Raw genomic sequence first — 25,752 nt, 5'->3', positions numbered from 1 at the left:
CGCGCATGCTCCACCTGAACGCAAGGAGCGCAAAGTGTTCCCCAAGGAATCGACGATCCGCACGCTCATCGCGCGCTGGGATCGCCACTACTCGACCGTGTTGGGCATCTCGTCCGCCACCGAACGGTCCGAACGGATTGCACGCGATCTGTACCTGGTGCGGAACGCCGGTTTCGGCGGCGTTTCGCCGCCGCCGAATTTGCCCGGCAATCTCGTCGACAAGGACGACGAAATCATGGCCTGTGTCGAGCACTATTTTCTGACGCGTGACTGGGTCGCGAACGGCAAGTATCCGGGATGGGAAGCACGCACGCTTTCCGGCATCTACCATCTCGGCAAGCGGCTCGGCGTCGCGCCCCGGCACAACAAAGCGAAGCCCGTCACGCCCGCGTCGCCGTTGCAGCGCGCGCTTCAGTTGGAAGGCATCAAGGACGGAACGATCGACCGCAAGCTTGCGGGCATACCGTCGCCCTTCGTGAGAAAACCGCCGAAATACTAACTAGCGGAACGACCGCCGAGGTCCGCTTGCCCGGCGCGCCGGGCCGGCCGGCGCAAGGTCGAGCGCCCTGCATGCGTTCGTGCGTTCGTGCGTTCGTGCGTGCCTGCGTTCCGCCCGCCTCGGCCGCGCGATACGTGTTCGAGCGCGCGATGCGCGCTGGCGCGCGCCGATCGACGAAGCGCGCGGCGGCGGGATCGATCCGATGTCGAGCGCCTGCCGCTTGTTCGATGTCGCGGCAAAATACGCGCGCGGCGGCGGGAACCCGTCCGATCGACGCGGCGATGCCGCCGAACGGCGCACGGTCGGCCCCGGCGCGTGCCGCCGTCACACCACCTCGAACAATCCCGCCGCGCCCTGCCCGCCGCCGATGCACATCGTCACGACCACGTATTTCGCGCCGCGCCGCTTGCCCTCGATCAGCGCATGGCCCGTGAGCCGCGCGCCCGACACGCCGTACGGATGGCCGACCGCGATCGCGCCGCCGTTCACGTTCAGCCGATCGTCGGGAATCCCGAGCGTGTCGCGGCAATAGAGCACCTGCACCGCGAACGCCTCGTTCAGCTCCCACAGATCGATGTCGGACACCTTGAGCCCCGCCTGCTTCAACAGCTTCGGCACCGCGTAGACGGGCCCGATGCCCATCTCGTCCGGCTCGCAGCCGGCCACCGCGAAACCGCGGAAAATGCCGAGCGGCGCGAGGCCCTCGCGCTCGGCGAGCTTCGCGTTCATCACGACGCACGCGGCCGCGCCGTCCGAGAACTGGCTCGCGTTGCCCGCGGTAATCACGCCTCCCGGCAGCGCCGAGCGGATCTTCGCGACGCCTTCGAGCGTCGTGTCGGGCCGAATGCCCTCGTCGGCGGCGAGCGTCACGTCCTTCGTGTAGAGACGGCCCGTCGCCTTGTCGGCGACGCCCGCGCGCACGGTGATCGGCACGATCTCCGCGTCGAATCGCCCCGCGGCCTGCGCGGCCGCCGCGCGAAGCTGCGAATTCACGCCGTACTCGTCCTGGCGCTCCTTCGCGATGCCGTAGCGCTTCGCGACGTTCTCGGCCGTCTGCAGCATCGACCAGTAGATCTCCGGCTTGTGCGCGTCGAGCCAGCCCTCGCGCAGCATGTGCCGGTTCATCTCGTTCTGCACGCACGAGATCGATTCGACCCCGCCCGCGACGAACACGTCGCCCTCGCCCGCGATCACGCGCTGCGCGGCGAGCGCGATCGTCTGCAATCCCGACGAGCAGAAACGGTTGACGGTCATCCCCGGCACGCTGACGGGCAACCCCGCGCGCAGCGCGATCTGCCGCGCGATGTTCGCGCCCGTCGCGCCCTCGGGATTCGCGCAGCCGATCAGCACGTCCTCGACGCGCGCGGGATCGAGCTTCGCGCGCGCGACGGCGGCCGCGACCACGTGGCCGCCGAGCGTCGCGCCGTGCGTCATGTTGAACGCGCCGCGCCAGGATTTCGCGAGCCCCGTGCGGGCGGTCGATACGATTACGGCTTCGGTCATCCGAGTCTCCTGATTCTGAATTCTGTGGATCGATATGCGATGAAATGAACGACGGCGATGATCACGGATCGACGCCGGGATGGGCGTCGGCCGACCGCACGCGCGCGACGCCCGCCGCCGCGAGCGACGCCCATGCGCGCGCGAGCGAGCCGTCGAGATCGATCGCGCGGCACGCGTCCTCGATCACGGCGGCGCCGAAGCCCGCGGCGCGCGCGTCGAGCGCGGACCACGCGACGCAATAGTCCGTCGCGAGCCCGCAGCACCACACGCGCTTCGCGCCGAGCTCGCGCAGATAGCCGGCAAGCCCCGTCGGCGTCGTGCGATCGGCTTCGACGAACGCCGAGTAGCTGTCGACCGACGCGTCATGACCCTTGCGGATCACGAGCCGCGCGTGCGGAATGTCGAGATCGCCGTGCAGCGCCGCGCCTTGCGTGCCCTGCACGCAATGCACGGGCCACAGCACCTGCTCGCCGTACGGCAGCTCGACGGTCGAGAACGGCGCGCGGCCCGGATGGTTCGCCGCGAACGACACGTGATCGCGCGGATGCCAGTCCTGCGTCAGCACGACGTGATCGAAGCGCGCGGCGAGCCGGTTGATCACCGGCACGATTTCGTCGCCGTGCGCAACCGCGAGCGCGCCGCCCGGCATGAAATCGTTCTGCACGTCGATCACGAGAAGGACATCGTCGGTGCGCTGCATCGTGATGCTCTGTCAATGGGCGACGCGGCCGCGCGTCACGCGTTGAACCCGCGCCCGCTTTTCGCGAGCTCGACGATCGAAGGCGCGATCTGCCACGCATCGCCGTTCGCGCGCTGGGCATAGCCGCGCATCGCGCGCTCGACGTTGTAGAGGCCGACCGTGTCCGCGTACAGCATCGGGCCGCCGCGCCAGAGCGGAAAGCCGTAGCCCGTCAGGTACACCATGTCGATGTCGGACGCCTTCGACGCGATCTTCTCCTCAAGGATCTTCGCGCCCTCGTTGACGAGCGAGTAGACGAGCCGCTCGACGATCTCGTCGTCGCCGATCTCGCGCCGCTCGAGCCCGCGCTCGCTCGAATACGCGACGATCATCTCGTCGACGAGCTTCGACGGTTTCGCCCGGCGCTCGCCCGGCACGTAGTCGTACCAGCCCGCGCCCGTCTTCTGGCCGAAGCGGCCCTGCTCGCACAGGCGATCGGCGATCTTCGAGTAGTGCAGATCCGGCTGCTCGACGTAGCGGCGCTTGCGGATCGCCCAACCGATGTCGTTGCCGGCGAGGTCGCTCATCCGGAACGGCCCCATCGCGAAACCGAAGGTCTCGATCGCGCGGTCGACCTGCGCGGGCAGCGCGCCCTCTTCGAGCATGAAGAGCGCCTGGCGGATGTACTGCTCGACCATCCGGTTGCCGATGAAGCCGTCGCACACGCCGGACACGACCGCCGTCTTGCGGATCTTCTTCGCGAGCTGCATCACGGTGGCGAGCACGTCCTTCGCGGTCTGCCCGCCGCGCACCACTTCGAGCAGCTTCATCACGTTCGCCGGGCTGAAGAAGTGCATGCCGACGACGTCCTGCGGGCGCTTCGTGAACGCGGCGATCTTGTTCACGTCGAGCGTCGACGTGTTCGACGCGAGGATCGCGCCCGGCTTCGCCACCTCGTCGAGCCGCCTGAACACCTGCTCCTTCACGCCGAGCTCCTCGAACACCGCCTCGATCACGAGATCGGCGTCCTTCAGGTCGTCGTATGCGAGCGTCGGGCGGATGAGCGCCATCCGCGCGTCGAGCTTTTCCTGCGTGAGCTTGCCCTTCTTCACCTGCGCGTCGTAGTTCCTGCGGATCGTCGCGAGCCCGCGATCGAGCGCTTCCTGCTTGGTCTCGAGCAACGTGACGGGCAGCCCCGCGTTCAGGAAATTCATCGCGATCCCGCCGCCCATCGTGCCCGCGCCGATCACCGCGACCGACTTGATCTCGCGCACGGGTGTGTCGGCCGGCACGTCGGGAATCTTGCTCGCCGCGCGCTCGCCGAAGAACGCGTGGCGCAGCGCGCGGCTCTCGGGCGTCTGCACGAGCGCGACGAAGCAGTCGCGCTCGAACGCGAGTCCCTTGCCGAAGCCTTGCAGCACGCCCGCCTCGATCGCGTCGATGCACTTGTGCGGCGCCGGATAGTGCTGCGCGACGGCCTTCACGCTGTTGCGCGCGAACTGGATGAAGCCCGCCGCGTTGTCATGGACGATCTCGCGATCGCGCACGCGCGGATGCGGGCCGCTCGCCGCGCCGGCCTTGCGCGCGAACGCGACGGCCGCGTCGAGCAGGTCGCCTTCGACGAACGCGTCGAAGAGGCCGCTTTTCGCGAGTTGCTCGGACGGCACGGGCGCGCCGGAGACGATCATGTTCAGCGCGGTTTCGAGGCCAACCGCGCGCGGCAGGCGCTGCGTGCCGCCCGCGCCGGGCAACAGGCCGAGCTTCACCTCCGGCAGCGCGATCTGCGCGCCGGGCGACGCGACGCGGTAATGCGCGCCGAGCGCGAGCTCGAGACCGCCGCCCATCGCGACGCTGTGGATCGCGACGACGACGGGCTTGCCGCTCGCCTCCACCGCGTCGATCACGGTGTGCAGCGTCGGTTCCTGCAGCGCCTTCGGCGTGTTGAATTCGGTGATGTCCGCGCCGCCCGAGAACGCGCGGCCCGCGCCCGCGAGCACGATCGCCGCGATGGCCGGGTCGCGCTGCGCGCGTTCGAGCCCTTCCATGATGCCGAGCCGCGTCGACAGGCCGAGGCCGTTGACGGGCGGATTGTTGAGCGTGATGACGGCGACGCCGTCGCGAGTCGTGTAGTCCACTGCCATCTGCCTGCCTCCATGCGTATGCGCGGCCGGTGCGGCGGCGCCAGCTGTGATGCGGTCATTGTCCGCCAACGGCGACATTGCCGGGCGAACGATGCGCCGTTTTCTGAGAAACAGAGGCAGGATACAACAAAAAAGAACGATCGTTCAATTTAGTGACGCCCCACGCGGCGGCCTGCACGCGCGGGGCGCCCGGCGGGCCGCGCGTCTACGCGTCGACCGCCGTCGGCAACACGTGGTCCCGGAACTGTTCGCGCAGCTTGAGCTTTTGCAGCTTGCCCGTCGCCGTGTGCGGCAGCGCGTCGACGAACACGACGTCGTCCGGAATCCACCATTTCGCCACCTTGCCGTCATAGAACGCGAGCAACTCGCCGCGCGTCACGTCCATGCCGGCGCGCTTGACGACGACGAGAAGCGGCCGCTCGGTCCATTTCGGATGCGCGCACGCGATGCACGCGGCCTCGGCAACAGCCGGGTGCGCGACCGCGACGTTCTCGACGTCGATCGAGCTGATCCACTCGCCGCCCGACTTGATCACGTCCTTGCTGCGGTCGGTGATCTGCAGGAAGCCGTCGGCGTCGATCGTCGCGACGTCGCCCGTCGGAAACCAGCCGTCGACGAGCGGCGACGCGTCGATCCCGAAATAGCGGTCGATCACCCACGGCCCGCACACCTGCAGGTCGCCGAACGCGACGCCGTCCCACGGCAGTTCGCGGCCGTCGTCGCCGACGATCCGCATGTCGATCCCGTAGATCACCCTGCCCTGCTTCTCGAGGAGCCGCCGCTGCTCGTCGACGCTGCGCTGCGACTGCGCCCAGTTGAGCTTCGACAGCGTGCCGAGCGGCGACAGCTCGGTCATCCCCCAGGCGTGAATCACGCGCACGTCGTAGACGTCCTCGAACGTCTCGAGCATCGACGGCGGGCATGCGGAGCCGCCGATCACCGTTCGATCGAGCGTCGAGAAGCGCACGCCGGCCTCGCGCATGTATGCGAGCAGGCCGAGCCAGACGGTCGGCACGCCCGCCGAGAACGTCACGCGCTCGCTTTCGATCAGTTCGTACAGCGATTTGCCGTCGAGGTCCTTGCCGGGCAGCACCAGCTTCGTGCCCGTGAGCGCCGCCGTGTACGGGAGCCCCCACGCGTTGACATGGAACATCGGCACGACGGGCAGCGCCGCGTCGCGCGACGACAGCCCCATCGCATCGGGAAGCGCCGCGCCGTATGCGTGCAGCACCGTCGAGCGGTGCGAATAGAGCGCGCCCTTCGGGTGGCCCGTCGTGCCGGACGTGTAGCAAAGCGACGACGCCTGCCGCTCGTCGAGGAGCGGCCACGCATAATCGCCGTCCTGCGCGCCGACGAGCGTCTCGTAGCAGAGATAAGGCGTCGCGCCCCTCGGCAGATGCGCGTCGTCCGTCATCGCGATCCAGCCTTTGACGTTCGGACATTGCGGCGCGAGCTGGTCGACGAGCGGCGCGAAGGTGAGGTCGAAGAGCACGTATCGGTCTTCGGCGTGATTGACGATATAGGCGATCTGCTCGGGAAAGAGGCGCGGGTTGATCGTGTGGCAGACGGCGCCCATCCCGCTGATCCCGTAATATGCCTCGACGTGCCGGTAGCCGTTCCACGCGAGCGTTCCAATCCGGTCGCCGACGCCAACGCCCAGGCGGGTCAGCGCCTGCGCGAGCCGTTTGGAACGCGCCTCGCAATCGCGATAGGTATAGCGGTGAATGTCGCCCTCGACGCGCCGCGAGACGATCTCGACGTCACCCGCATGCCGCGCCGCATGCGCGATCAGCGACGACACGAGAAGCGGCATATCCATCATCTGGCCCAGCAACGGCTTACCCATCGTCTTCCTTCTCCCTGAAGTATTTGTCCGATACGGTCTGCTGCAAACGGCTCGACGGCGCGCGGGCGGCTTCGAGCGCCCCGCGCGGCGCGGACTTACAATATCGGCTAACTTACCGGTCAGCAACATGTCGTTTTCCAGAACCGAGGCCGCACCGGCCGCCACTCTCCCCGATCTCGCCGCGACGCTCGCCGCCCCGCGCGACGGCGCGTTCCTGCAACTCGGCGCCGCGTTCCTCACGCGGCAGCCCGCCGCGCCGCTGCCCGCGCCGTACGTCGTCGGCTTCTCCGACGATGCGGCGCGCATGCTCGGCCTCGATCCCGCGCTGCGCGACGCGCCCGGCTTCGCCGGGCTGTTCTGCGGCAACCCGACGCGCGACTGGCCGCAGGCATCACTGCCGTACGCGTCGGTTTACTCGGGCCACCAGTTCGGCGTATGGGCGGGCCAGCTCGGCGACGGCCGCGCGCTCACGATCGGCGAGCTGGAACACGACGGCCGCCGCTACGAGCTGCAACTGAAGGGCGCGGGCCGCACGCCGTACTCGCGCATGGGCGACGGCCGCGCGGTGCTGCGCTCGTCGATTCGCGAATACCTCTGCTCCGAGGCGATGCACCACCTCGGCATCCCGACGACGCGCGCGCTCGCCGTGATCGGCTCGGATCAGCCGGTGGTCCGCGAGGAAATCGAAACGTCGGCGGTCGTCACGCGCGTCGCCGAGAGCTTCGTGCGCTTCGGCCATTTCGAGCACTTCTTCGCGAACGATCGTCCCGAGCAGTTGCGCGCGCTCGCCGATCACGTGATCGACCGTTTCTATCCGGCATGCCGCGACGCCGACGACCCGTATCTCGCGCTCCTCGCGGAAGCGACGCGGCGCACCGCGGAGCTCGTCGCGCAATGGCAGGCGGTCGGCTTCTGCCACGGCGTGATGAACACCGACAACATGTCGATCCTCGGCGTGACGATCGACTACGGCCCGTTCGGCTTCATCGACGCGTTCGACGCGAAGCACGTCTGCAACCATTCGGACACGCACGGCCGCTACGCGTACCGGATGCAGCCGCGCATCGCGCACTGGAACTGCTTCTGCCTCGCACAGGCGCTGCTGCCGCTCATCGGTCTGCATCGCGACGCGCCGAGCGAAGACGCGCGCGCCGAGCGCGCGGTCGAGGACGCGCACGCGGTGCTCGGGCGCTTTGCCGAGCAGTTCGGCCCCGCGCTCGAGCGCGCGATGCGCGCGAAGCTCGGCCTCGAGCTCGAACGCGAAGGCGACGCGGCGCTCGCGAACCAGTTGCTCGAAATCATGGATGCGAGCCGCGCCGATTTCACGCTGACGTTCCGCCATCTCGCGCGCGTGTCGAAGCACGACGCGCGCGGCGACGCGCCCGTGCGCGATCTCTTCGTCGATCGCGACGCATTCGACCGCTGGGCGAACCTCTACCGCGCGCGCCTGTCGGAAGAAGCGCGCGACGACGCGGCACGCGCGGCCGCGATGAACCGCGCGAACCCGAAATACGTGCTGCGCAACCACCTCGCGGAAACGGCAATCCGCCGCGCGAAGGAGAAGGACTTTTCAGAAGTCGAGCGTCTCGCGGCCGTGCTGCGGCGCCCGTTCGACGAGCAGCCGGAGCACGACGCGTACGCGGCGCTGCCGCCCGACTGGGCGAGCACGCTCGAAGTGAGCTGCTCGTCGTGACGCCGCGGCCGGCGCGCCGCGCGATGCACGGCGCACGTTCCGCATGAATCATCAGGAGAATCGAGGATGTCAGGAGATCGAGACGACAAGCGCTATCCGTACCCGAAGGACGATGCCGAGCTGCGCCGCCGGCTCACGCCGATGCAGTACGAGGTCACGCAGCACGCGGCGACCGAGCGGCCGTTCACCGGCGAGTACACGGACACCGAGGATGCGGGGATCTATCACTGCGTCGTGTGCGGCACCGCGCTCTTCGAGTCGGGCGCGAAATACCATTCGGGCTGCGGCTGGCCCAGCTACTTCAAGCCGATCGACGCCGAGGTGATCGACGAGAAGATGGACTACACGCACGGCATGACGCGCGTCGAAGTGCGCTGCAACCAGTGCGGCGCGCATCTCGGCCACGTGTTCGAGGACGGCCCGCGCGACAAAACCGGATTGCGGTACTGCATCAACTCGGCTGCGTTAAACTTCGAGGCTAAACCCGAGTGGAAGTGAGCTCGCGCCGGCCGAAGAGCCGGCCGGCCCGCGCGCCGCGACGGGGCGTCCCTACAACGGTGGCGGGCCCGACGCCCGCCACGCAGCCGCGAGCACCATGAAATTCCTGTTCGATCTGTTCCCGATCATTCTGTTCTTCGCCGCCTTCAAGCTATGGGGCATCTTCACGGCCACCGCCGTCGCGATTGCCGCAACGCTCGCGCAAGTGGCGTGGGTCGCGTTCCGCCACCGCAAGGTCGACACGATGCTGTGGGTGAGCCTCGGCGTGATCGTCGTGTTCGGCGGCGCGACGCTCGTGCTGCATGACGAAAAGTTCATCCAGTGGAAGCCGACCGTCCTCTACTGGCTGTTCGCGGTCGGCCTCGTCGCCGCGCGCTACGCGTTCGGCAAGAACCTGATCGAGAAGATGATGGGCAAGCAACTGACGCTGCCCGAGCCCGTCTGGGACAAGCTGAATCTCGCATGGGCCGCGTTCTTCGCGGCGCTCGGCGTGACGAACCTGTACGTCGTGCGCAACTTCACCGAATCGCAGTGGGTCAACTTCAAGCTGTTCGGCACGACGGGCGCGATCATCGTCTTCGTGATCCTGCAAAGCCTCTGGCTCGCGAAATACCTGAAGGGAGAATGACGATGAGCGACACCTTCCTGCACGCCTCGCCGCACGAGCGCATCGCGCTCATCGAGGCGCGGCTTGTCGCCGCGCTCGCGCCCGCGTCGCTCGACGTGCGCGACGACAGCGCGCAGCACGCGGGCCATGCGGGCGCGGCCGCGGGCGGCCACTACACGGTCACGATCGTGTCCGCGGCGTTCGCCGGCAAGAGCCGCATCGCGCGGCACCGGCTGGTGTATGATGCGCTCGCCGATGCGATGCAGCGCGGCATTCACGCGCTTGCGATCGTTGCATATACGCCAGAAGAATATCCCGAGCCTTCCCGTTCTCACTAAGTCCGTCTCATTAGGAACTTCCCGATGATCCTGAAATCTCCCCGCCTCTGGGCCGCGGCGGCCGCTCTCGCAGCCGCTCCGGCTTTCGCCCAGAACATCGCCGTCGTGAACGGCACGCCGATTCCGAAATCGCGCGCCGACGCGATGATCGCGCAGCTCGTCCAGCAAGGTCAGCAGGACACGCCGCAACTCGAGCAGGCGGTGCGCCAGGAGCTCGTCAATCGCGAGATCCTGATGCAGGAAGCGATCAAGCGCGGCATTCCGAATCGTCCGGACGTGAAGGCGCAGATCGTCGTCGCGCAGCAGACCGCGGTGCTGCGCGCGCTGATCGAGGATTTCCTGAAGAAGAACCAGCCGAGCGACACCGAGCTGAAGGCGCGCTACGACGATCTCGTGAAGAACGCCGGGGGCCGCGAATATCACCTGCATCACATCCTCGTCGACAACGAGCAGCAGGCGAAGGACCTGATCGCGAAGATCAAGGGCGGCGCGAAGTTCGAGGATCTCGCGAAGCAATACTCGAAGGACCCGGGCTCGGCGAAGAACGGCGGCGATCTCGACTGGTCCGATCCGAAGGCGTACGTGCCCGAGTTCGCGGCGGCCGCGCAGCATCTGCAAAAAGGCCAGATGACGGATACGCCGGTGAAGACGCAGTTCGGCTGGCACATCATCCGCGTCGACGACATCCGCAACATCACGCCGCCGCCGTTCGAGCAGGTCAAGCAGCAGATCGCGCAGCAGATGGTCCAGCAGAAGCTGCAGGCGTTCGAGGAAGGCCTGCGTCAGCAAGCGAAGATCCAGTAAACGCGAGTCGCGCGCGCCGGCTTCGACGCCGCGCGTTGCGCGCGGTCGAGATTCGTAAAAAAAACCGCTCCCTCGGAGCGGTTTTTTATTTGCCGTGAATCCTGTTCGACGCGAAACGCGATGCGCGATGCGCCGGTGCCGAAGCGCGTCGCCCGCGAGCGGCGGCAGACGGCTCGACGGCGATCGCCGCATCGTTTCGCGGCGATCGATCGAGCACGCGTTGGGCGCCGCGTCGGGCGACACCCACTTGCCGCGCCGCGCGGCTTTCGCTTCAGCCGATCCAGCGGCGCGCGTTGCGGAACACGCGCAGCCACGGGCTCGCTTCGCCCCAGCCCTCCGGATGCCAGCTCATCGTCACCGTGCGATGGACGCGCTCCATGTGCGGCATCAGCACCGTGAAGCGGCCGTCCGCCGTCGTCACCGACGTGATGCCCGCAGGCGAGCCGTTCGGGTTGAACGGATAGCGTTCGGTCGCTTCGCCGCGATGATCGACGTAGCGCATCGCGACCGCGACGCGGCTTTGATCGCCCTGCTGCGAGAAGTCCGCATAGCCTTCGCCGTGCGCGACCGCGACCGGAATCCGCGAGCCTTCCATGCCGGCGAAGAAGATCGACGGCGAGCCTTGCACTTCGACGAGCGAGAAGCGCGCCTCGAACTGCTCGGACTTGTTGCGCGTGAACTTCGGCCATGCATCCGCGCCCGGGATCATCGACGCGAGGCTCGACATCATCTGGCAGCCATTGCAGATGCCGAGCGCGAACGTGTCGGGACGCGCGAAGAACGCGGCGAACATGTCCGCGAGCTTGTCGTTGAAGCGGATCGTCTTCGCCCAGCCTTCGCCCGCGCCCAGCACGTCGCCGTACGAGAAGCCGCCGCACGCTACCGCGCCCGCGAAATCGGCGAGCGTCGCGCGGCCGGCGAGCAGGTCGCTCATGTGGACGTCGTGCGCGTCGAAGCCCGCGCGGTCGAACGCGTACGCGGTCTCCAGATGCGAGTTCACGCCCTGCTCGCGCAGGATCGCGACGCGCGGACGCGCGCCCGTCGCGATGAACGGCGCGGCGATGTCCTCCGCCGGATCGAACGTCAGCACCGGCGCGAGGCCCGGATCGCCGGCGTCGAGGAGCGCGTCGTATTCGGCGTCCGCGCAGGCCGGGTTGTCACGCAGCCGCGCGATCCGCCAGCTCACCTCGCTCCACGCGCGCTGCAGTTCGACGCGCGGCGCTTCGTAGATTTTCTTCGCGTCGCGGTACACCTCGATCACGTCGGTCTCGTTGACCGCGCCGATCACGTGCGAGCACGCGGACAAGCCCTGCTCGCGCAGCGCGCCGAGCACCGCGTCGCGGTCCGCCGCGCGCACCTGGACGACCGCGCCGAGCTCCTCCGAGAAGAGCGCGCGAATCGTGCGGTCCTCGCGGCGGCCGCTCGTCTGCTTCGCCCAGTCCTTCGCGTCGCCGTAGTCGGATTCGTGCTGCGGATCGAGCGTGAGCATGTCGACGTTCAGCGACACGCCCGCGTGCCCCGCGAACGCCATTTCGCAGACGGTCGCCCACAGGCCGCCGTCCGAGCGGTCGTGATACGCGAGCAGCAGGTTCCGCGCGTTGAGCGACTGGATCGCCGCGAAGAAGCGCTTCAGATCCTCGGGATCGTCGACATCCGGCGTGTCGTCGCCGACCTGCTGCGTGACCTGCGCGAGAATGCTGCCGCCGAGGCGATGCTTGCCGCGGCCGAGGTCGATCGCGATCAGCACGCTCGCGCCGACGTCGGCGACGCGGCGCAGTTGCGGCGTCAGATGGCGGCGCACGTCTTCGACGGGCGCGAACGCCGAGATGATCAGCGACACCGGCGAGACGACTTCCTTGGCGACGCCGTTCTCGTCCCACTTCGTCTTCATCGACAGCGAATCCTTGCCGACCGGGATGCCGATGCCGAGCGCCGGGCACAGCTCCATGCCGATCGCCTTGACCGTGTCGAAGAGCTTCGCGTCCTCGCCCTCGGTGCCGCACGCGGCCATCCAGTTGGCGGACAGCTTCAGCTTGTCGAGCGACGCGATCGGCGCGGCGGCGATGTTCGTGATCGCCTCGCCCACCGCCATGCGGCCCGATGCCGGCGCGTCGATCACGGCGAGCGGCGTGCGCTCGGCCATCGTCATCGCCTCGCCCGCGAAGCCCGCGTAGTCGAGCGCCGTGACCGCGCAATCGGCGACGGGCACCTGCCACGGGCCGACCATCTGGTCGCGCACCGACGTGCCGCCGACCGTGCGGTCGCCGATCGTGATGAGGAACGACTTGCTCGCGACGGTCGGGTGCTTGAGCACGTCGCGCGCGATGTCGGCGAGCGAGAGGCCCGTCACGTCGACGCCCGCGCGCTCGACGGCGACGCGCTTCACGTCGCGGTGCATCCGCGGCGGCTTGCCGAGCAGCACTTCCATCGGCATGTCGACCGGATACTCGGCCGCGCCCGCCGCCTCGTCGTCGACGAGCTGAAGCCGGCGCTCGTCGGTCGCGACGCCGACGACCGAGAACGGGCAGCGCTCGCGCGCGCAGATCGCCTCGAAGCGCGGCAGATCGGCGGGCGCGATCGCCAGCACGTAGCGCTCCTGCGCCTCGTTCGACCAGATCTCGCGCGGCGACAGGCCCGATTCCTCGAGCGCGACCTTGCGCAGCTCGAAGCGCGCGCCCTTGCCCGCGCCGTCGACGATCTCGGGGAACGCGTTCGACAGGCCGCCCGCGCCCACATCGTGAATGCTGAGAATCGGATTTTGCTCGCCGAGCTGCCAGCAGCCGTTGATCACTTCCTGCGCGCGGCGCTCGATCTCCGGGTTGCCGCGCTGGACGGAATCGAAATCGAGCTCGGCCGTGTTCGCGCCGGTGGCCATCGAGCTCGCCGCGCCGCCGCCCATGCCGATCCGCATGCCGGGGCCGCCGATCTGGATCAGCAGCGAGCCGGCCGGCACGTCATGCTTGTGCGTGTGCGCGTCCGAGATGTTGCCGATGCCGCCCGCGATCATGATCGGCTTGTGATAGCCGCGCACCTGGCCGCCGACGTTCTGCTCGTACACGCGGAAGTAGCCGCCGAGGTTCGGGCGGCCGAATTCGTTGTTGAACGCGGCGCCGCCGAGCGGGCCGTCGATCATGATCGACAGCGGCGACGCGATCCGGTCCGGGCGGCCGTACGGCGCATGCGGCTCGTTCGCGTCGCGCGCCGCCAGCGGCTGCGCGGCGTCGCGCGCGTTTTCCCAGGGTTCGCGCGCGCCCGGCAGATCAAGATTCGACACCGTGAAGCCCGTGAGGCCCGCCTTCGGCCGCGCGCCGCGGCCCGTCGCACCCTCGTCGCGGATCTCGCCGCCCGCGCCCGTCGCGGCGCCCGGGAACGGCGAGATCGCGGTCGGATGGTTGTGCGTCTCGACCTTCATCAGCGTGTGCGTGAGCTCGGTGTGGCGGCCGTAGCGCTCGCCGGGCTCGCCGCCCGCGTTCGCGCCGCGCGGGAACCAGCGCTCCGCCTGCGCGCCCATCATGATCGACGAATTGTCCGAATACGCGACGATCGTGCCTTGCGGGCTCATCTTTTCCGTATTGCGGATCATCGCGAACAGCGACATGTCCTGCGCCTGCCCGTCGATCGTCCACTGCGCGTTGAAGATCTTGTGGCGGCAGTGCTCGCTGTTCGCCTGCGCGAACATCATCAGTTCGACGTCGGTCGGGTTGCGCTCGAGCTTGACGAACGCGTCGACGAGGTAGTCGATCTCGTCGTCGGCGAGCGCGAGGCCCAGTTCGACGTTCGCGCGCTCGAGCGCGGTGCGGCCATGGGCGAGCACGTCGACCGTCGCGAGCGGCTTGGCCGGCAGTTCGTCGAACAGGTGCCGCGCGTCGTCGCGCGACGCGACGACGCTTTCCGTCATCCGGTCGTGCAGCGCGGCCGCGACCGCCGCGCGCGCGTCGGCGGCGAGCGCCTTCTTCGCGCCGACGCCGAGGATGCCCGCCTTCAGCGTCACCGTGAACTCGATCCCGCGCTCGATCCGGCGCACGCGCGCGAGGCCGCAGTGCTGCGCGATGTCGGTCGCCTTGCTCGCCCACGGCGACACGGTGCCGAAGCGCGGCAGCACGACGAAGGTCTCGGTCGCGCCCTTCTCGGCGGCGGGCTCGAACGGCGCGCCGTAATGCATCAGCGCGCCGATGCGCGCTTCGTCGTCGGCGGTGAGCGGCTCATGCGCGTTGACGAAATGCAAATACTGGCCGCGGACCGCGACGATGTCGCCGTCGATTTGCTTGAGCGCGTCGAGCAGGCGGGTTTGACGGAAATCGGAAAGCGCCGAAGCACCGGGAAAACACGAGAAGTGAGCCATGGGCTGGACTGACGTCGATGAGTCGCGCAAGCTGGCGACGTGGGGCGTAAGGAAGGCCGTAATTATACCCGGAAGTCGCCCGCCTAACGGCCGCTCGCGTGTGCCCCGCACGCCGGCCCGGCGCCGCCGCCGCGCGCACCGGATCGGCCGGCGCGCTTCATTTGGCGCTATCATGCGCGCTTCACCGGGCCGCGCACGGCCTGCCACGCAAGATCCTCAATCGGGCCGGATGCGGCGCCCGACATCGAATCGAACATGGATGTAATCGTCATCGGCGGCGGCATCGCCGGCATCGCCACCGCCTACCAGCTGCGCGCGGCCGGCCATCGCGTGTGCGTCGTCGAACGTCACGCGACGGTCGCGCAAGGCGCGACCTACGGCCAGGGCGGCGCGCTGCTGCCGACGCCGCTCGACGTCTGGTTCGGCCCGACCTTCATGCGCGAGCGGCGCGCGCAAAAGAGCGGCGTCGTCTACAAGCCCGGGTTCAACCGCGCGCTGCGGCGCTTCACGCGCCGCCTCGACGCGCTGCGCGAGCCCACCGCGTTCGCCGCCCAATACGCGAAGCTGCGGCCGCTCGTCGAGCTGTCGCGCGAGGCGATCGCCGACGTCGAGGCGCGCTTCAATCTCGAATTCGAACAGAAGAGCGGCGTGCTGCACGTCGTGCGCGACGCGGCCGAATGGGACGCGGTGCAGCCCGCGCTCGACCTGATGCGCGACCTCGGCCAGCCTTACGAGACGCTCACGCCCGATGCGTGCGCGGCGCTCGAGCCGTCGATGCCGGCCGACCCCGCGTTCGCGGCCGGCGTGCTGTTCGCGCAGGAGCGCACCGCGAACTGCCCGCTCTTCGCGAAGCTCGTCAAGCAGGTGCTCGACGAGCGCGACGTGCAGTTCCGGCTCGGCCGCGCGGTCGCCGCGATCCGCACCGACGCGAAGCGCGCGGCCGTCGAGCTCGCGCCCGACCCGGCCGACCCGCGCGCGGCGAAATCGAAGGAGGTCGACGTGATCTCGGCCGACGCGGTCGTCGTCGCGGCGGGCACGGAAAGCCTCGCGCTCGTCGAGCCGCTCGGCGTGCGCGCGCCGCTGCACCCGGTGCGCATCCACACGCTGACGGCGCCCCTCGCGTACGAGGAGCACGCGCCGCACCTGAGCATCGTCGATTCGGTCAGGCGAATCGCGATCACGCGGCTCGGCCAGCGGCTGCGGATCGGCGGCGGCGCCGTGCTGCAAAGCGCGCGGGATCTCGCGCGGCCGCTGCCCGAGCCGCTGTCCGAAGCGGCGCTCGCGCTCCTCGGCCAAGCGACGCACGACTGGCTGCCCGGCGCGGCGAAGATCTCCGCCGCGCGCGCGTGGCAAGGCGCGAAGCTGCTGTCGCCGGACGGCCTGCCTGTCGTCGGGCCGACGGCCGATCCGCGCGTCTTCGTCAACTTCGGCCACGGCCCGGCGGGCTGGGGCCTCGCGTTCGGGTCTGCTAAAGTGGTGGCAGATGACGTCGGCGGCGGCGCGCAGCGCGTGCCCGCCGACACGCTCGCCGCGCTGCGCGCGGAGCGCTTTGCCACCTGACGCCGTTGCCGCTGCGCGCGGGCGGCGCATGATCGCGAGCCGCCCATGATCCTGCCTACCGATTCCCCCCCGCACCTTTCGCTCGAGCTGCTCGACGCGCCGCCGATCCATGCGAGCGAGCCGCTTCTGAGCGTCGCCGAGCTGCGCGACATCGAAACCGCCGCGGCCGCCGCGCTGCCGCCCCACACGCTGATGGAGCGCGCGGGCAAATCCGCCGCGCAATGGCTCGCCGGGCGGCTCGTCAGCGACCCGCGGCCCGTCTGGTTCGCGGTCGGCCCCGGCAACAACGGCGGCGACGCGCTCGTCGCAGCGGCCGAGCTGCGACGGCTCGGCTTCACGGCCGACGTCTGGATGCCGGTCGAAGTGAAGCCCGAAGACGCGCGCTGGGCGCTCGAGCGCGCGCGCGCGGCGAACGTGCCGATCGACGAGGCCGCGCCCGAATCGTTCGACGGCTACGGCTGGCTCGTCGACGGCCTGTTCGGCATCGGCCTCGCGCGGCCGCTCGACGGCGCGTTCGCGGCGATCGCGCAGCGCATCGCGGCGCGCGCGCGGCGCACGGGCCGCGTGCTGGCGCTCGACGTGCCGAGCGGCCTCGACAGCGATACCGGCACGCGCGTCGGCGGCGCAAGCGCCGTCGCGGCCACCGACACGCTGTCGTTCATCGCCGCGAAGCCCGGCCTCTACACCGGCGACGGGCGCGACCTCGCGGGCGAGATCCACGTCGCGCCGCTCGACCTCGGCGAGCCGCCCGCGCCCGCGATCCGGCTGAACGCGCCCGAGCTTTTCGACGCGCGCCTGCCGGAGCGTGCGTTCGCGTCGCACAAGGGCACGTACGGCAGCATCGCGATCGTCGGCGGCGACACGGGCATGTGCGGCGCGCCGATCCTCGCCGCGCGCGCGGCGCTCTTCGCGGGCGCGGGCAAGGTCCATGTCGGCTTCGTCGGGGCGGGCGCGCCGCCGTACGATCCGCCGTATCCTGAACTGATGCTGCATCCGGTCGACGCCTTGCCGGCCGCGTCGCTCACCGCGCTCGCGATCGGCTGCGGGCTCGGCGCGAGCGAGCGCGCCGCGCGCGTGCTCGCGGCGCTGCTGCCGCTCGAAGCGCCGAAGCTCGTCGATGCGGACGCGCTGAACCTCATCGCGACGACGCCCGCGCTCGCCGACGCGCTCGCCGCGCGCGGCCGCGCGGGCGACGCCGCCGTCCTCACGCCGCATCCGCTCGAGGCCGCGCGCCTGCTCGCCACCGACGCGGCCGACGTCCAGCGCGACCGCGTCGCCGCCGCGCGCGCGCTCGCCGCGCGCTTCTCGGCGGTCGTCGTGCTGAAGGGGTCGGGCACCGTGATCGCGGCGCCGGACGGCCGCGTCGCGATCAATCCGACCGGCAACGCGGCGCTCGCCACCGGCGGCACGGGCGACGTGCTGGGCGGGCTGATCGGCGCGTTTCTTGCGCAGCGCATGCCGCGCTACGAAGCGGCGCTCGCGGGCGTCTACCTGCACGGGCTCGCCGCCGAGCAACTGTGCGCGGCGGGCGCGGGCCCGGCAGGTCTCGCGGCGGGCGAGCTCGCGCCCGCCGTGCGCACGCTCGTCAATCGGCTGTTTTATACGCGACCCGCCACGCCGGGCGAAGCGCCGCTATACTGATCGTCCCGCCGCGCAGGCGGGCTCCTCGTCCGCCTGCATGCCGCGCGCCGGCACGCAGGCGCGGTCCTCCCCCGATTCATGCTGTTTCGCTCCTGATTGCCATGACGCTGAATTCGCTCCCCGTTTGGCCCGCGCTGCAAGCGCACTACGAAGAGATCCGCGACGCGCATCTGCGCGACTGGTTCGCCCCCGCCAACGACCGCGCGCCGACGCGCGCCGAACGCTTCACGTTCGAAGGCGGCGGCCTCGCCGCCGATTTTTCGAAGAACCTCATCACCGACGCGACGCTCGCCCTGCTCGTGCGGCTCGCGCGCGAAGCGGGCGTCGAGGCGCGCCGCGACGCGATGTTCGCGGGCGAAACCGTGAATCCGACCGAAGGCCGCGCGGCGCTGCACACCGCGCTGCGCGCGAATTCGCCCGACGCGCCGTTCCACGCGCAAGTCGCCGCCGAGCGGGCGAAGATGGCGCGCTTCGCCGACGCGGTGCGCGCGGGCGCCTGGACGGGCTACACCGGCAAGCGGATCCGCCACGTCGTGAACATCGGCATCGGCGGCTCGGACCTCGGGCCGAAGATGGTCGTCCACGCGCTGCACCACGTCGCAACGCCCGACATCGCGACGCACTTCGTGTCGAACGTCGACGGCGCGGACCTCGCGCGCGTGCTCGAGCGGATCGATCCGCAGGAAACGCTCGCGATCATCGTGTCGAAGACCTTCACGACGCTCGAGACGATGACGAACGCACGCTCGCTGCGCGAGTGGTTCGTCGCGAACGGCTGCCCGGAGGACGCGCTCGCGAAGCACTTCGTCGGCGTGTCGGCGAATCCCGCCGAGGTCGTCAAGTTCGGCATCGCCGAGGCGAACGTGTTCGAGATGTGGGATTGGGTCGGCGGCCGCTATTCGCTGTGGTCGGCGGTCGGCCTGTCGATCATGATCGCGATCGGGCCCGAGCGCTTTGCCGAACTGCTCGCCGGCGCGCACGACATGGACGAGCACTTCCGCACCGCGCCGCTCGAGCGCAACCTGCCGGTGCTGCAAGGCCTCGTCGGTATCTGGTATCGGAATTTCTTCGGGGCGCAGAGCTATCTCGTCGCGCCGTACTCGGAGGCGCTGCACTACCTGCCGTCGTATCTTCAGCAGCTCGAGATGGAGAGCAACGGCAAGTCCGCACAGATCGACGGCGCGTTCGTCGATTACCCGACGTCCGCCGTCACCTGGGGCGAGCCCGGCACGAACGGCCAGCACGCGTTCTTCCAGATGCTGCACCAGGGCCCGACGCTCGTGCCGATCGACTTCATCGCGGTGCTCACGCCCGAGCACCCGCTCGCGAGCCATCATCCGAAGCTGCTCGCGAACTGCTTCGCGCAGAGCGAGGCGCTGATGCTCGGCCGCACGCTCGACGAGGCGCGCAAGATCGCCGGTCCGGCCCACCCCGAGCTCGCGCCGCACCTGACGTTCCCCGGCAACCGGCCGACCACGACGCTCCTCGTCGACGCGCTCACGCCGCGTACGCTCGGCGCGCTGATCGCGCTATACGAGCACAAGGTGCTCGTGCAGGCGGCCGTGTGGAACATCAATCCGTTCGACCAGTGGGGCGTCGAGCTCGGCAAGATTCTGGGCAAGGTCGTCGAGGCGGATCTGACGGCCCCTCAGGTCGATCCGGCGAAGCACGATTCGTCGACGTCGGCGCTGATCGCGCGTGCAAGGAAGGCGTTGGGCGAATAACGCGCGAAGCCACGCGAGCGGCGGCGAGATGCTCGACCGCTCGTGCGGCGCCGGAGCAAGTGATGCGTCGGTCGCGAGCCGGGCTGAGTGCGCGCGTATCGGCGTATCGGCGTATCGGCGTATCGGCGTATCGGCGTATCGGCGTATCGGCGTGCAACAGTATCGCCCGATCGCCTCGCGTCACGCGAACCGGCGCCGGCCGACCGCGAGAGCGCCCGACCGATAGATCGCCGAGCGGCCCCTCGGCCGCCGGCCTTCCCGGCACCGTGCACGCGCCGCCGTCAACCCGCTTCCTGCCGCGCGCGGTCCGCGGCGCGCAAATGCCCCGCTTCAAGCACGACCGTCGCCCCGCAGCGGCGCGCAAGCGCCGGGTCGTGCGTGACGAGCACGAGCGTCGCGCCGTGCGTGCGATTGAGTTCGAACATCAGATCGATGACCGCGTGGCCGGTCGCCGCATCGAGGCTGCCCGTCGGCTCGTCGGCGAACAGGAGCGCCGGGCGCGTGACGAACGCGCGCGCAAGCGCGACGCGCTGCTGCTCGCCGCCCGACAGCAGCTTCGGATAATGCCCCGTGCGCGCGCCGAGCCCGACCTCCTCGAGCAACACGCGCGCGCGCTGCGCAGCCTCGCGCGCGCCGACGCCGCCCTGCAGTTCGAGCGGCAGCATCACGTTCTCGAGCGCGGTCAGATGCGGCATCAACTGGAACGACTGGAACACGAAGCCCACCGCGCCGTTGCGCAGCGCCGCGCGCGCGTCCTCGTCGAGCCCGCCGAGATCCTGGCCGAACAGGCGAACCGTGCCCTCGGTCGCGCTGTCCAAGCCGGCGAGCAGGCCGAGCAGCGTCGACTTGCCCGACCCCGACGCGCCGACGATCGCGACGCTCTCGCCCGCGCGAACCGTCAGGTCGATGCCGTCGAGGATCGTCAGCTCACCGGCGGCGTCCGCGACACGCTTGCATACATTCCGTACTTCGATGATCGGATCGGTAATCTTGAGCATGAAACGCACATTTCACTGGAAGGTCGGCGCAACGCTCGCCGTGATCGCGGCGCTCGCCGATCCGGCATCCGCCGCAACGAATGCCGCGCCCGCGGCGAACGCCAACGGCGGCAAGCCGGTGATCGTCGTGCTCGGCGACAGCCTGTCGGCCGAATACGGCCTGCCGCGCGACACGGGATGGGTCGCGCTGATGCGCGCGCGCCTCGCGGCCGAGCGAATCGATTATAGCGTCGCGAACGCGAGCATCTCCGGCGACACGACGAGCGGCGGCCGCGCACGGCTGCCTGCGGTGCTCGCGCGGCTCAAGCCCGCCGTCGTCGTCGTCGAGCTCGGCGCGAACGACGCGCTGCGCGGCGTGCCGCTCGCCGCGACCGAAAGCAACCTGCGCGAGATCGTCGCGAAGGCGCGGCGCGCGCGCGCGCAGGTGCTGCTCGTCGGCATGTACGTGCCGGCGAACTACGGACCGGACTACACGCAGAAATTTCACGGCGTCTACACGACGCTGTCCAAGGAGATGCGCGTGCCGCTCGTGCCGTTCCTGCTCGCCGGCATCGAGAACAAGCCCGACATGTTCCAGACCGACCAGATCCATCCGACGCAGGCCGCACAGCGCCAGTTGCTCGACAACGTGTGGCCGACCCTCAAGCCGCTGTTGCGGACGTCGTCGCACTGACCGCGCCGCGCCGGCATCCCGGTGCTCCGGCACTTCGGCACTTGATACGCCGATCCGTCGTCTATGCCGGGCCGGCGGATGCCGTTGGGCCGCCGCTTCGGCCGAGTGACCGGTCGAGTGACGCACACGACGCAACGCCGCCGTTCGCCGCAGTGGCACGCAGCGCCGCAAACCCGCGACTCGCACGCCATTGGCCCGCCGTGCGCCCGCCGTTGCCCCGCGCCACCGCCCCGCTCGGCAGGCCGGCATCCCACGGCCAACGTCGCGAGCCGCCCTCTCCGGCGCGCAACCCCGCCAGCCGAAACGAAACAGCCCCGCACGATGGCGGGGCTGTTTTTGTCGAACGGGCGCGCTGGCGCGCCGTCGCATGCCGTCAGTTCGAACCGTCCTGCGCGCCGCCGGCGGTCGAGCCATACAGCTTGACCTTCGAGCGCGCGCGCAGCGACGCGAGATACGCTTCCGTCTCGCTTTGCGCATACACCTGCGCGAGCTGCTGCTGGGCGGCCGCGAGGCGCTGATCGTCGGCAGGCGCCGCCGCGACCACCGAATTCACGCGGAAAATCGCGTAGCCGTCGTTGCCGAGATCGACGCCGACATAGGCGGGCAGCGTCTTCGGATCGACCTTGTAGATCGCGCTGACGGCCGCGGGCGGCAGGCCGTGCGCCTGCGTGCGCGAGATCTTGTCGGCTGCGGCGAAGCCCGCCGTCGACTTCGACTTGCGCAGTTCCGCGAGCTTCGCCTCGCCATCCTGCTTCGCGAGACGCGCCGCCTCGTCGGCGACCACCTTCGCGCGCACCTGATCCTTGATCGCATCGAGCGCGGGCACGGTCGACGGCTGGTAACTCGTCACGCGCGCGGCGATCAGCGTGTTGTTGCCGACATCGATCGCCTGCGTGTTGTTGCCGTTCTTCACCGCATCGGCGGCGAACACGGCCGCGAGGAATTTCGCGTTGTTGAGCGGGCTATCGGGCGGCAGCGCCGGATTCGGTTGCGGCGACACCGTCGCGGTCTGGATCGTCAGCGTGTACTTGTCGGCGGCGGGCTGCAGGCTCTTCGCCTTCTCGTAGACGGTCGACGTGAAGCCCTCCGCATTGTCGGCGAACGCCTTGGCCGCGAACTGCTGCTTCAGGTCCGCCACGATCGAATCCTTCACCTCCGCGAGCGGCTTCACGACTGCCGGCTTCAGATCGGTCGCCTTCAGGATGTGAAAGCCGAAGTCGCCCTGCACGACGCCGCTGATTTCGCCCTTCTTCAGCGCAAACGCGGCATCGTCGAACGCGGCGCCGCCCGCGGTCGAGCCGCGCGTGATGAAGCCGAGGTCGCCGCCCTTCGCCGCCGACGGCGCGTCCTGCGAGTTCTTCTCGGCGATCTGCGCGAACTGGTCCGGATGCGCCTTCACCTCGGCGAGCAGTTGCTCCGCTTTCGCCTTCGCGGCGGCCTTGTCGGCCGCGCTCGCATCCTTCGCCGCGGCGATGAAGATGTGGCTCACGCGCACCTGCGCGTCGGTGCGGTAGCGCGCGATGTTGCCGTCGTAGTATTTCTTGACGTCAATGTCGCTCGGCTGCGCCGCCGCGGCGGCGGCCGCCTGCGAATAGACGAGATACTGGATCGTCGCCGCCTCGCGCGTCGCGAACGCCTGCTTGTGCGCATCGTAGTAGGCGGAAATCTGCGCGTCAGTCGGCTGCACCTTCGTCGCGTAATCGGCCGACTTCAGCATCATCTGCTGCACTTCGCGCTGCTGCTCGGCGAGTTCGGTCAGGCGGCGCGCGACGCTCTTCGGCGTGAACGCGCTCGACACGATGCTGGCGGGAATCTGCTGCAGCGCGAGGTTGTAGCGCACGCGCTCCTGGTATTGATCGGGCGTCATGCCCTGCATCGCGAGCATCTGCGTGTAGCGCTCGGCGTCGAACGAGCCGTCCGCCTTCTTCAGCGACGCGACCACCGGATCGCTCAACAGCGTCTGGCGCACCGCGCCGTCCGACGCGGTCAGATGCAGGCGCTGCGTCTCGTCGGCGAGCGCGCGCTGCTGGATCAGCCCGTCGAGAAGTTGCTGGCGGCGCTCCGGCGTATCGAACGCCTTCGCGTCGAACTGCGCGCCCAGCATCTGGCGCGCCTGGTCGACCTGCTGGCGCAGCATGCCGTCGAATTCGGCGCGCGTGATCTTGTGCCCGTTGACGGCCGCGACGTTCGCGCTTTCGTCGAAGAACCCACGGAAACCCTGAATGCCGACGATCCCAAGCCCCGGCAGCACGATCAGGAGCAGGAAGAACATCATCAGGCGCTGGTGATTGCGAAAGAAATCGAGCATGCGTGACGGCGTGAGCTGGACAAAACGCCCGATATTACAACAGCGGGCAAGAAAAAAGGCGAACCGGAGTTCGCCTTTCGGGATGATGGCGGAGCGGACGGGACTCGAACCCGCGACCCCCGGCGTGACAGGCCGGTATTCTAACCGACTGAACTACCGCTCCTTGGTCTTGCTGGCGTGCTGGACGCACCGCCTTACGGCGCAGATCGACGGCACGCCCGGCTGGCCCAGCAGCTACCGCGACAACGCGGCAACGCGGCAATGCGGCAATGCGGCAATGCGGCAACGCGGCAATCCGCTATGGTATCCGAAGTCGTCGCCCACGCGCAACGTCGACTTGAATACGGGCGGCAACCGACAAACTTCAAGCTCTCCCGCTCGGGAATTCGGCCCGGTTGGCCGCTGCTTCGTGCTGCTTCGTGCTGCTTCGTGCTGCTTCGTGCCGCTGGGCGCCGCGTGGTGCCTTGGCGCTGCCCGTCGCCGCTCATGCCGGCCGTTCTACTCGGCGCGCGGATCACGACGAAAAGCGAACCGTATCGCCACCGCGGCGGCCGCCCCGCCGACTCCCGGCAACGCCGCCGCTTCGGCATTCGCGCGACATCTTCGCCCGCCGCGCGCCGGCACCCCGCCGATCACGAAGACACGCGCACGACAAACCGCTCGGCTCAATCGGGATCGTCGACGGTTGCCGTGCCGGCCAGCACCGCATCGGGCGGCACGGGCGGCTCCGCTGCAGCCGCCGAAAACTGCTCGAGCGCCTCATAGACATGGCACGCGTACACGACAGCCGGCCCGCCGCCCATCATCACCGCAACGCCCGCGGCATCGAGAACCTCGTGATCGGACGCGCCCGCGCGCAGTGCTTCGTGCACGTAGTAGCCGATGCAGTCGTCGCATTGCGTCGCGACCGCGATCGCGATCGCGATCAGCCGCTTGCCGCGTTCGTCGATCGCGCCGGCCGCGAGCGCCGGCTGATGCATCCGGGAGAATCCGTCGAGTGTCGGCCCGAGCGGGCTGTTGGCCAGCTTGCCCAGCGTCAGTTGAAACTCGTGATATTGCTCGGGATAGGTCTTGCTCATCGTCGGTCTCCATGCGACCTGTCGAAGCGGGCCGCAGCATGTCCGCATCGCGCACCGCTCGCCGACGCCGGCGCGCGCCCGGCAAACCCGTTGCGCGGCACTGCCGGTATCGCGACGATGCGTTCGCCACGAATCGATTGTCGGCGTGCGGACGGGCCGGCGATTGACGCATGTCAACGCGGCGCGGTGCGTCGGAAACTCGCCCGGAAGCGCCTCCGGAGTCGGACCATCGTGCGGCGCGCGGCAGTCACGAACGACGAATCGCCGAGCGCGCGCGCCGGAGCGCAGCAATCTCGCAGCCGAGAAAGAAGCCGCCACCGACGCGATGCTCCACGCCGCAGCCACCGCCGCCCCGGGAGTCGCCAACGTCAGCCAGCCCACGCGCCGACACACTCGGCCGCCGCGCCTGCCTGCAACGTCTCGACGACCGGCGCGCCGACCTCGATCCTCGCCTGGCTCACGGCTCCCGCTCGCCGTCGGCCGCGCCCGCGACGATGCCGCGTCTGGCCGCGGCCCAGCGCTTCGCCTGCGCGATCGCGATGCGTATCGCCCCGCCTTCCGACATTCCCTCCCTCAGCAGCGCATTGGCGATCTCGATTGCCTTATCGCGCACCCAGGGCGTCAAGTTGCGCATCGACGCCGGATAGCGATCGACAGTCCATGGCATGTCGCCTCCGCATCCGAGCATCCGACAGCGAACAAATAGAACCGGTTCGAACGCGCGGCTCGCGCTAGCCCCTGCGCGGCGCGCACGCGATGCCCGGGCGACCGCAGCATCCGAGCGGACGTGAGCGGCGACGCCGCATGACATCGGCGCAC

19 protein-coding genes and 1 tRNA gene are annotated in these 25,752 nt (G+C 69.4%); 10 read left to right on the top strand and 10 right to left on the bottom strand.

Annotated elements, in window-relative coordinates; translation table 11 throughout:
- Positions 1-34: 34 nt before the first annotated feature.
- Complete coding sequence (locus tag BTH_RS23150) at positions 35-499, top strand: hypothetical protein (protein WP_009890654.1); 465 nt, start codon at positions 35-37, stop codon at positions 497-499.
- A 324-nt stretch (positions 500-823) separates the two neighbouring features.
- On the opposite strand, the gene BTH_RS23140 is transcribed toward BTH_RS23150, so the two are convergent.
- The 4 genes from BTH_RS23140 to BTH_RS23125 all read right to left on the bottom strand — a co-directional run bounded on the left by BTH_RS23140 (position 824) and on the right by BTH_RS23125 (position 6,668).
- Positions 824-2,002 (bottom strand): acetyl-CoA C-acyltransferase, encoded by a 1,179-nt coding sequence (locus BTH_RS23140; protein WP_009890652.1) that lies wholly within the window; start codon positions 2,000-2,002, stop codon positions 824-826.
- Between the two features lie 61 nt (positions 2,003-2,063).
- Entirely contained in the window at positions 2,064-2,702 is a 639-nt protein-coding gene (gene pncA, locus BTH_RS23135; RefSeq protein WP_009890650.1) for a bifunctional nicotinamidase/pyrazinamidase, read from the bottom strand.
- A 35-nt stretch (positions 2,703-2,737) separates the two neighbouring features.
- Positions 2,738-4,822 (bottom strand): 3-hydroxyacyl-CoA dehydrogenase NAD-binding domain-containing protein, encoded by a 2,085-nt coding sequence (locus BTH_RS23130; RefSeq protein ID WP_009890648.1) that lies wholly within the window; start codon positions 4,820-4,822, stop codon positions 2,738-2,740.
- Between the two features lie 205 nt (positions 4,823-5,027).
- On the bottom strand, positions 5,028-6,668 hold the full coding sequence (locus tag BTH_RS23125) for a 3-(methylthio)propionyl-CoA ligase (RefSeq protein WP_009890646.1): 1,641 nt from the start codon (positions 6,666-6,668) through the stop codon (positions 5,028-5,030).
- Positions 6,669-6,795: 127 nt separating this feature from the next.
- Here BTH_RS23125 and BTH_RS23120 point away from each other — a divergent pair, with 127 nt between their 5' ends.
- The 5 genes from BTH_RS23120 to BTH_RS23100 all read left to right on the top strand — a co-directional run bounded on the left by BTH_RS23120 (position 6,796) and on the right by BTH_RS23100 (position 10,608).
- Complete coding sequence (locus BTH_RS23120) at positions 6,796-8,361, top strand: protein adenylyltransferase SelO (RefSeq protein WP_009890644.1); 1,566 nt, start codon at positions 6,796-6,798, stop codon at positions 8,359-8,361.
- A gap of 66 nt (positions 8,362-8,427) precedes the next feature.
- Positions 8,428-8,859, top strand: a complete 432-nt coding sequence (gene msrB / locus BTH_RS23115) for a peptide-methionine (R)-S-oxide reductase MsrB (protein WP_009890642.1) — start codon at positions 8,428-8,430, stop codon at positions 8,857-8,859.
- Positions 8,860-8,956: 97 nt separating this feature from the next.
- A complete protein-coding gene (locus BTH_RS23110) occupies positions 8,957-9,487 on the top strand; it encodes a septation protein A (RefSeq protein ID WP_009890639.1) in 531 nt (176 codons plus the stop codon).
- Between the two features lie 2 nt (positions 9,488-9,489).
- Complete coding sequence (locus tag BTH_RS23105) at positions 9,490-9,804, top strand: BolA family protein (RefSeq protein ID WP_038707972.1); 315 nt, start codon at positions 9,490-9,492, stop codon at positions 9,802-9,804.
- Positions 9,805-9,828: 24 nt separating this feature from the next.
- Positions 9,829-10,608, top strand: coding sequence for a peptidylprolyl isomerase (locus tag BTH_RS23100; RefSeq protein ID WP_009890634.1), 780 nt, complete (start codon positions 9,829-9,831; stop codon positions 10,606-10,608).
- 271 nt (positions 10,609-10,879) lie between these two features.
- Here BTH_RS23100 and purL read toward each other — a convergent pair whose 3' ends face one another.
- Positions 10,880-14,950 carry a phosphoribosylformylglycinamidine synthase gene (purL, locus tag BTH_RS23095; protein ID WP_009890631.1) on the bottom strand — a complete coding sequence of 1,357 codons (4,071 nt, stop codon included), beginning with the start codon at positions 14,948-14,950 and terminating at the stop codon, positions 10,880-10,882.
- 255 nt (positions 14,951-15,205) lie between these two features.
- Here purL and BTH_RS23085 point away from each other — a divergent pair, with 255 nt between their 5' ends.
- From BTH_RS23085 to pgi, 3 genes are all read left to right on the top strand, one after another.
- Positions 15,206-16,510, top strand: coding sequence for an FAD-dependent oxidoreductase (locus tag BTH_RS23085; protein ID WP_009890628.1), 1,305 nt, complete (start codon positions 15,206-15,208; stop codon positions 16,508-16,510).
- A 45-nt stretch (positions 16,511-16,555) separates the two neighbouring features.
- Positions 16,556-18,151, top strand: coding sequence for a bifunctional ADP-dependent NAD(P)H-hydrate dehydratase/NAD(P)H-hydrate epimerase (locus BTH_RS23080; RefSeq protein WP_009890627.1), 1,596 nt, complete (start codon positions 16,556-16,558; stop codon positions 18,149-18,151).
- Positions 18,152-18,252: 101 nt separating this feature from the next.
- Positions 18,253-19,875: a glucose-6-phosphate isomerase gene (pgi, locus tag BTH_RS23075; RefSeq protein WP_009890625.1), complete on the top strand. Its 1,623-nt coding sequence runs from the start codon at positions 18,253-18,255 to the stop codon at positions 19,873-19,875.
- A gap of 281 nt (positions 19,876-20,156) precedes the next feature.
- On the opposite strand, the gene BTH_RS23070 is transcribed toward pgi, so the two are convergent.
- Positions 20,157-20,873, bottom strand: a complete 717-nt coding sequence (locus tag BTH_RS23070; RefSeq protein WP_009890623.1) for an ABC transporter ATP-binding protein — start codon at positions 20,871-20,873, stop codon at positions 20,157-20,159.
- On the opposite strand from BTH_RS23070, the gene BTH_RS23065 reads away from it, so the two are divergent.
- Positions 20,872-21,546, top strand: coding sequence for an arylesterase (locus BTH_RS23065; RefSeq protein ID WP_009909215.1), 675 nt, complete (start codon positions 20,872-20,874; stop codon positions 21,544-21,546). The genes BTH_RS23070 and BTH_RS23065 overlap by 2 nt on opposite strands.
- 373 nt (positions 21,547-21,919) lie before the next feature.
- On the opposite strand, the gene BTH_RS23060 is transcribed toward BTH_RS23065, so the two are convergent.
- From BTH_RS23060 to BTH_RS23045, 4 genes are all read right to left on the bottom strand, one after another.
- On the bottom strand, positions 21,920-23,854 hold the full coding sequence (locus tag BTH_RS23060) for a SurA N-terminal domain-containing protein (protein WP_009890620.1): 1,935 nt from the start codon (positions 23,852-23,854) through the stop codon (positions 21,920-21,922).
- An 86-nt stretch (positions 23,855-23,940) separates the two neighbouring features.
- Positions 23,941-24,017, bottom strand: a tRNA-Asp gene (locus BTH_RS23055).
- A 502-nt stretch (positions 24,018-24,519) separates the two neighbouring features.
- Positions 24,520-24,933 (bottom strand): carboxymuconolactone decarboxylase family protein, encoded by a 414-nt coding sequence (locus BTH_RS31930; protein ID WP_009890618.1) that lies wholly within the window; start codon positions 24,931-24,933, stop codon positions 24,520-24,522.
- A 457-nt stretch (positions 24,934-25,390) separates the two neighbouring features.
- Complete coding sequence (locus BTH_RS23045; protein WP_038707968.1) at positions 25,391-25,600, bottom strand: DUF2188 domain-containing protein; 210 nt, start codon at positions 25,598-25,600, stop codon at positions 25,391-25,393.
- Between the last annotated feature and the right edge of the window lie 152 nt (positions 25,601-25,752).

The sequence above is a fragment of the Burkholderia thailandensis E264 genome, assembly GCF_000012365.1.
In the GTDB taxonomy this organism is placed as follows: Bacteria; Pseudomonadota; Gammaproteobacteria; order Burkholderiales; family Burkholderiaceae; genus Burkholderia; species Burkholderia thailandensis.
This window is presented reverse-complemented; position numbering and strand designations above follow the sequence as displayed.

Coding starts and splice junctions, on each gene's coding strand:
- BTH_RS23140 (WP_009890652.1), bottom strand. CDS start 2,002: ATGACCGAAGCCGTAATCGTATCGACCGCCCGCACGGGGCTCGCGAAA.
- pncA (WP_009890650.1), bottom strand. CDS start 2,702: ATGCAGCGCACCGACGATGTCCTTCTCGTGATCGACGTGCAGAACGAT.
- BTH_RS23130 (WP_009890648.1), bottom strand. CDS start 4,822: ATGGCAGTGGACTACACGACTCGCGACGGCGTCGCCGTCATCACGCTC.
- BTH_RS23125 (WP_009890646.1), bottom strand. CDS start 6,668: ATGGGTAAGCCGTTGCTGGGCCAGATGATGGATATGCCGCTTCTCGTG.
- BTH_RS23120 (WP_009890644.1), top strand. CDS start 6,796: ATGTCGTTTTCCAGAACCGAGGCCGCACCGGCCGCCACTCTCCCCGAT.
- msrB (WP_009890642.1), top strand. CDS start 8,428: ATGTCAGGAGATCGAGACGACAAGCGCTATCCGTACCCGAAGGACGAT.
- BTH_RS23110 (WP_009890639.1), top strand. CDS start 8,957: ATGAAATTCCTGTTCGATCTGTTCCCGATCATTCTGTTCTTCGCCGCC.
- BTH_RS23105 (WP_038707972.1), top strand. CDS start 9,490: ATGAGCGACACCTTCCTGCACGCCTCGCCGCACGAGCGCATCGCGCTC.
- BTH_RS23100 (WP_009890634.1), top strand. CDS start 9,829: ATGATCCTGAAATCTCCCCGCCTCTGGGCCGCGGCGGCCGCTCTCGCA.
- purL (WP_009890631.1), bottom strand. CDS start 14,950: ATGGCTCACTTCTCGTGTTTTCCCGGTGCTTCGGCGCTTTCCGATTTC.
- BTH_RS23085 (WP_009890628.1), top strand. CDS start 15,206: ATGGATGTAATCGTCATCGGCGGCGGCATCGCCGGCATCGCCACCGCC.
- BTH_RS23080 (WP_009890627.1), top strand. CDS start 16,556: ATGATCCTGCCTACCGATTCCCCCCCGCACCTTTCGCTCGAGCTGCTC.
- pgi (WP_009890625.1), top strand. CDS start 18,253: ATGACGCTGAATTCGCTCCCCGTTTGGCCCGCGCTGCAAGCGCACTAC.
- BTH_RS23065 (WP_009909215.1), top strand. CDS start 20,872: ATGAAACGCACATTTCACTGGAAGGTCGGCGCAACGCTCGCCGTGATC.
- BTH_RS23070 (WP_009890623.1), bottom strand. CDS start 20,873: ATGCTCAAGATTACCGATCCGATCATCGAAGTACGGAATGTATGCAAG.
- BTH_RS23060 (WP_009890620.1), bottom strand. CDS start 23,854: ATGCTCGATTTCTTTCGCAATCACCAGCGCCTGATGATGTTCTTCCTG.
- BTH_RS31930 (WP_009890618.1), bottom strand. CDS start 24,933: ATGAGCAAGACCTATCCCGAGCAATATCACGAGTTTCAACTGACGCTG.
- BTH_RS23045 (WP_038707968.1), bottom strand. CDS start 25,600: ATGCCATGGACTGTCGATCGCTATCCGGCGTCGATGCGCAACTTGACG.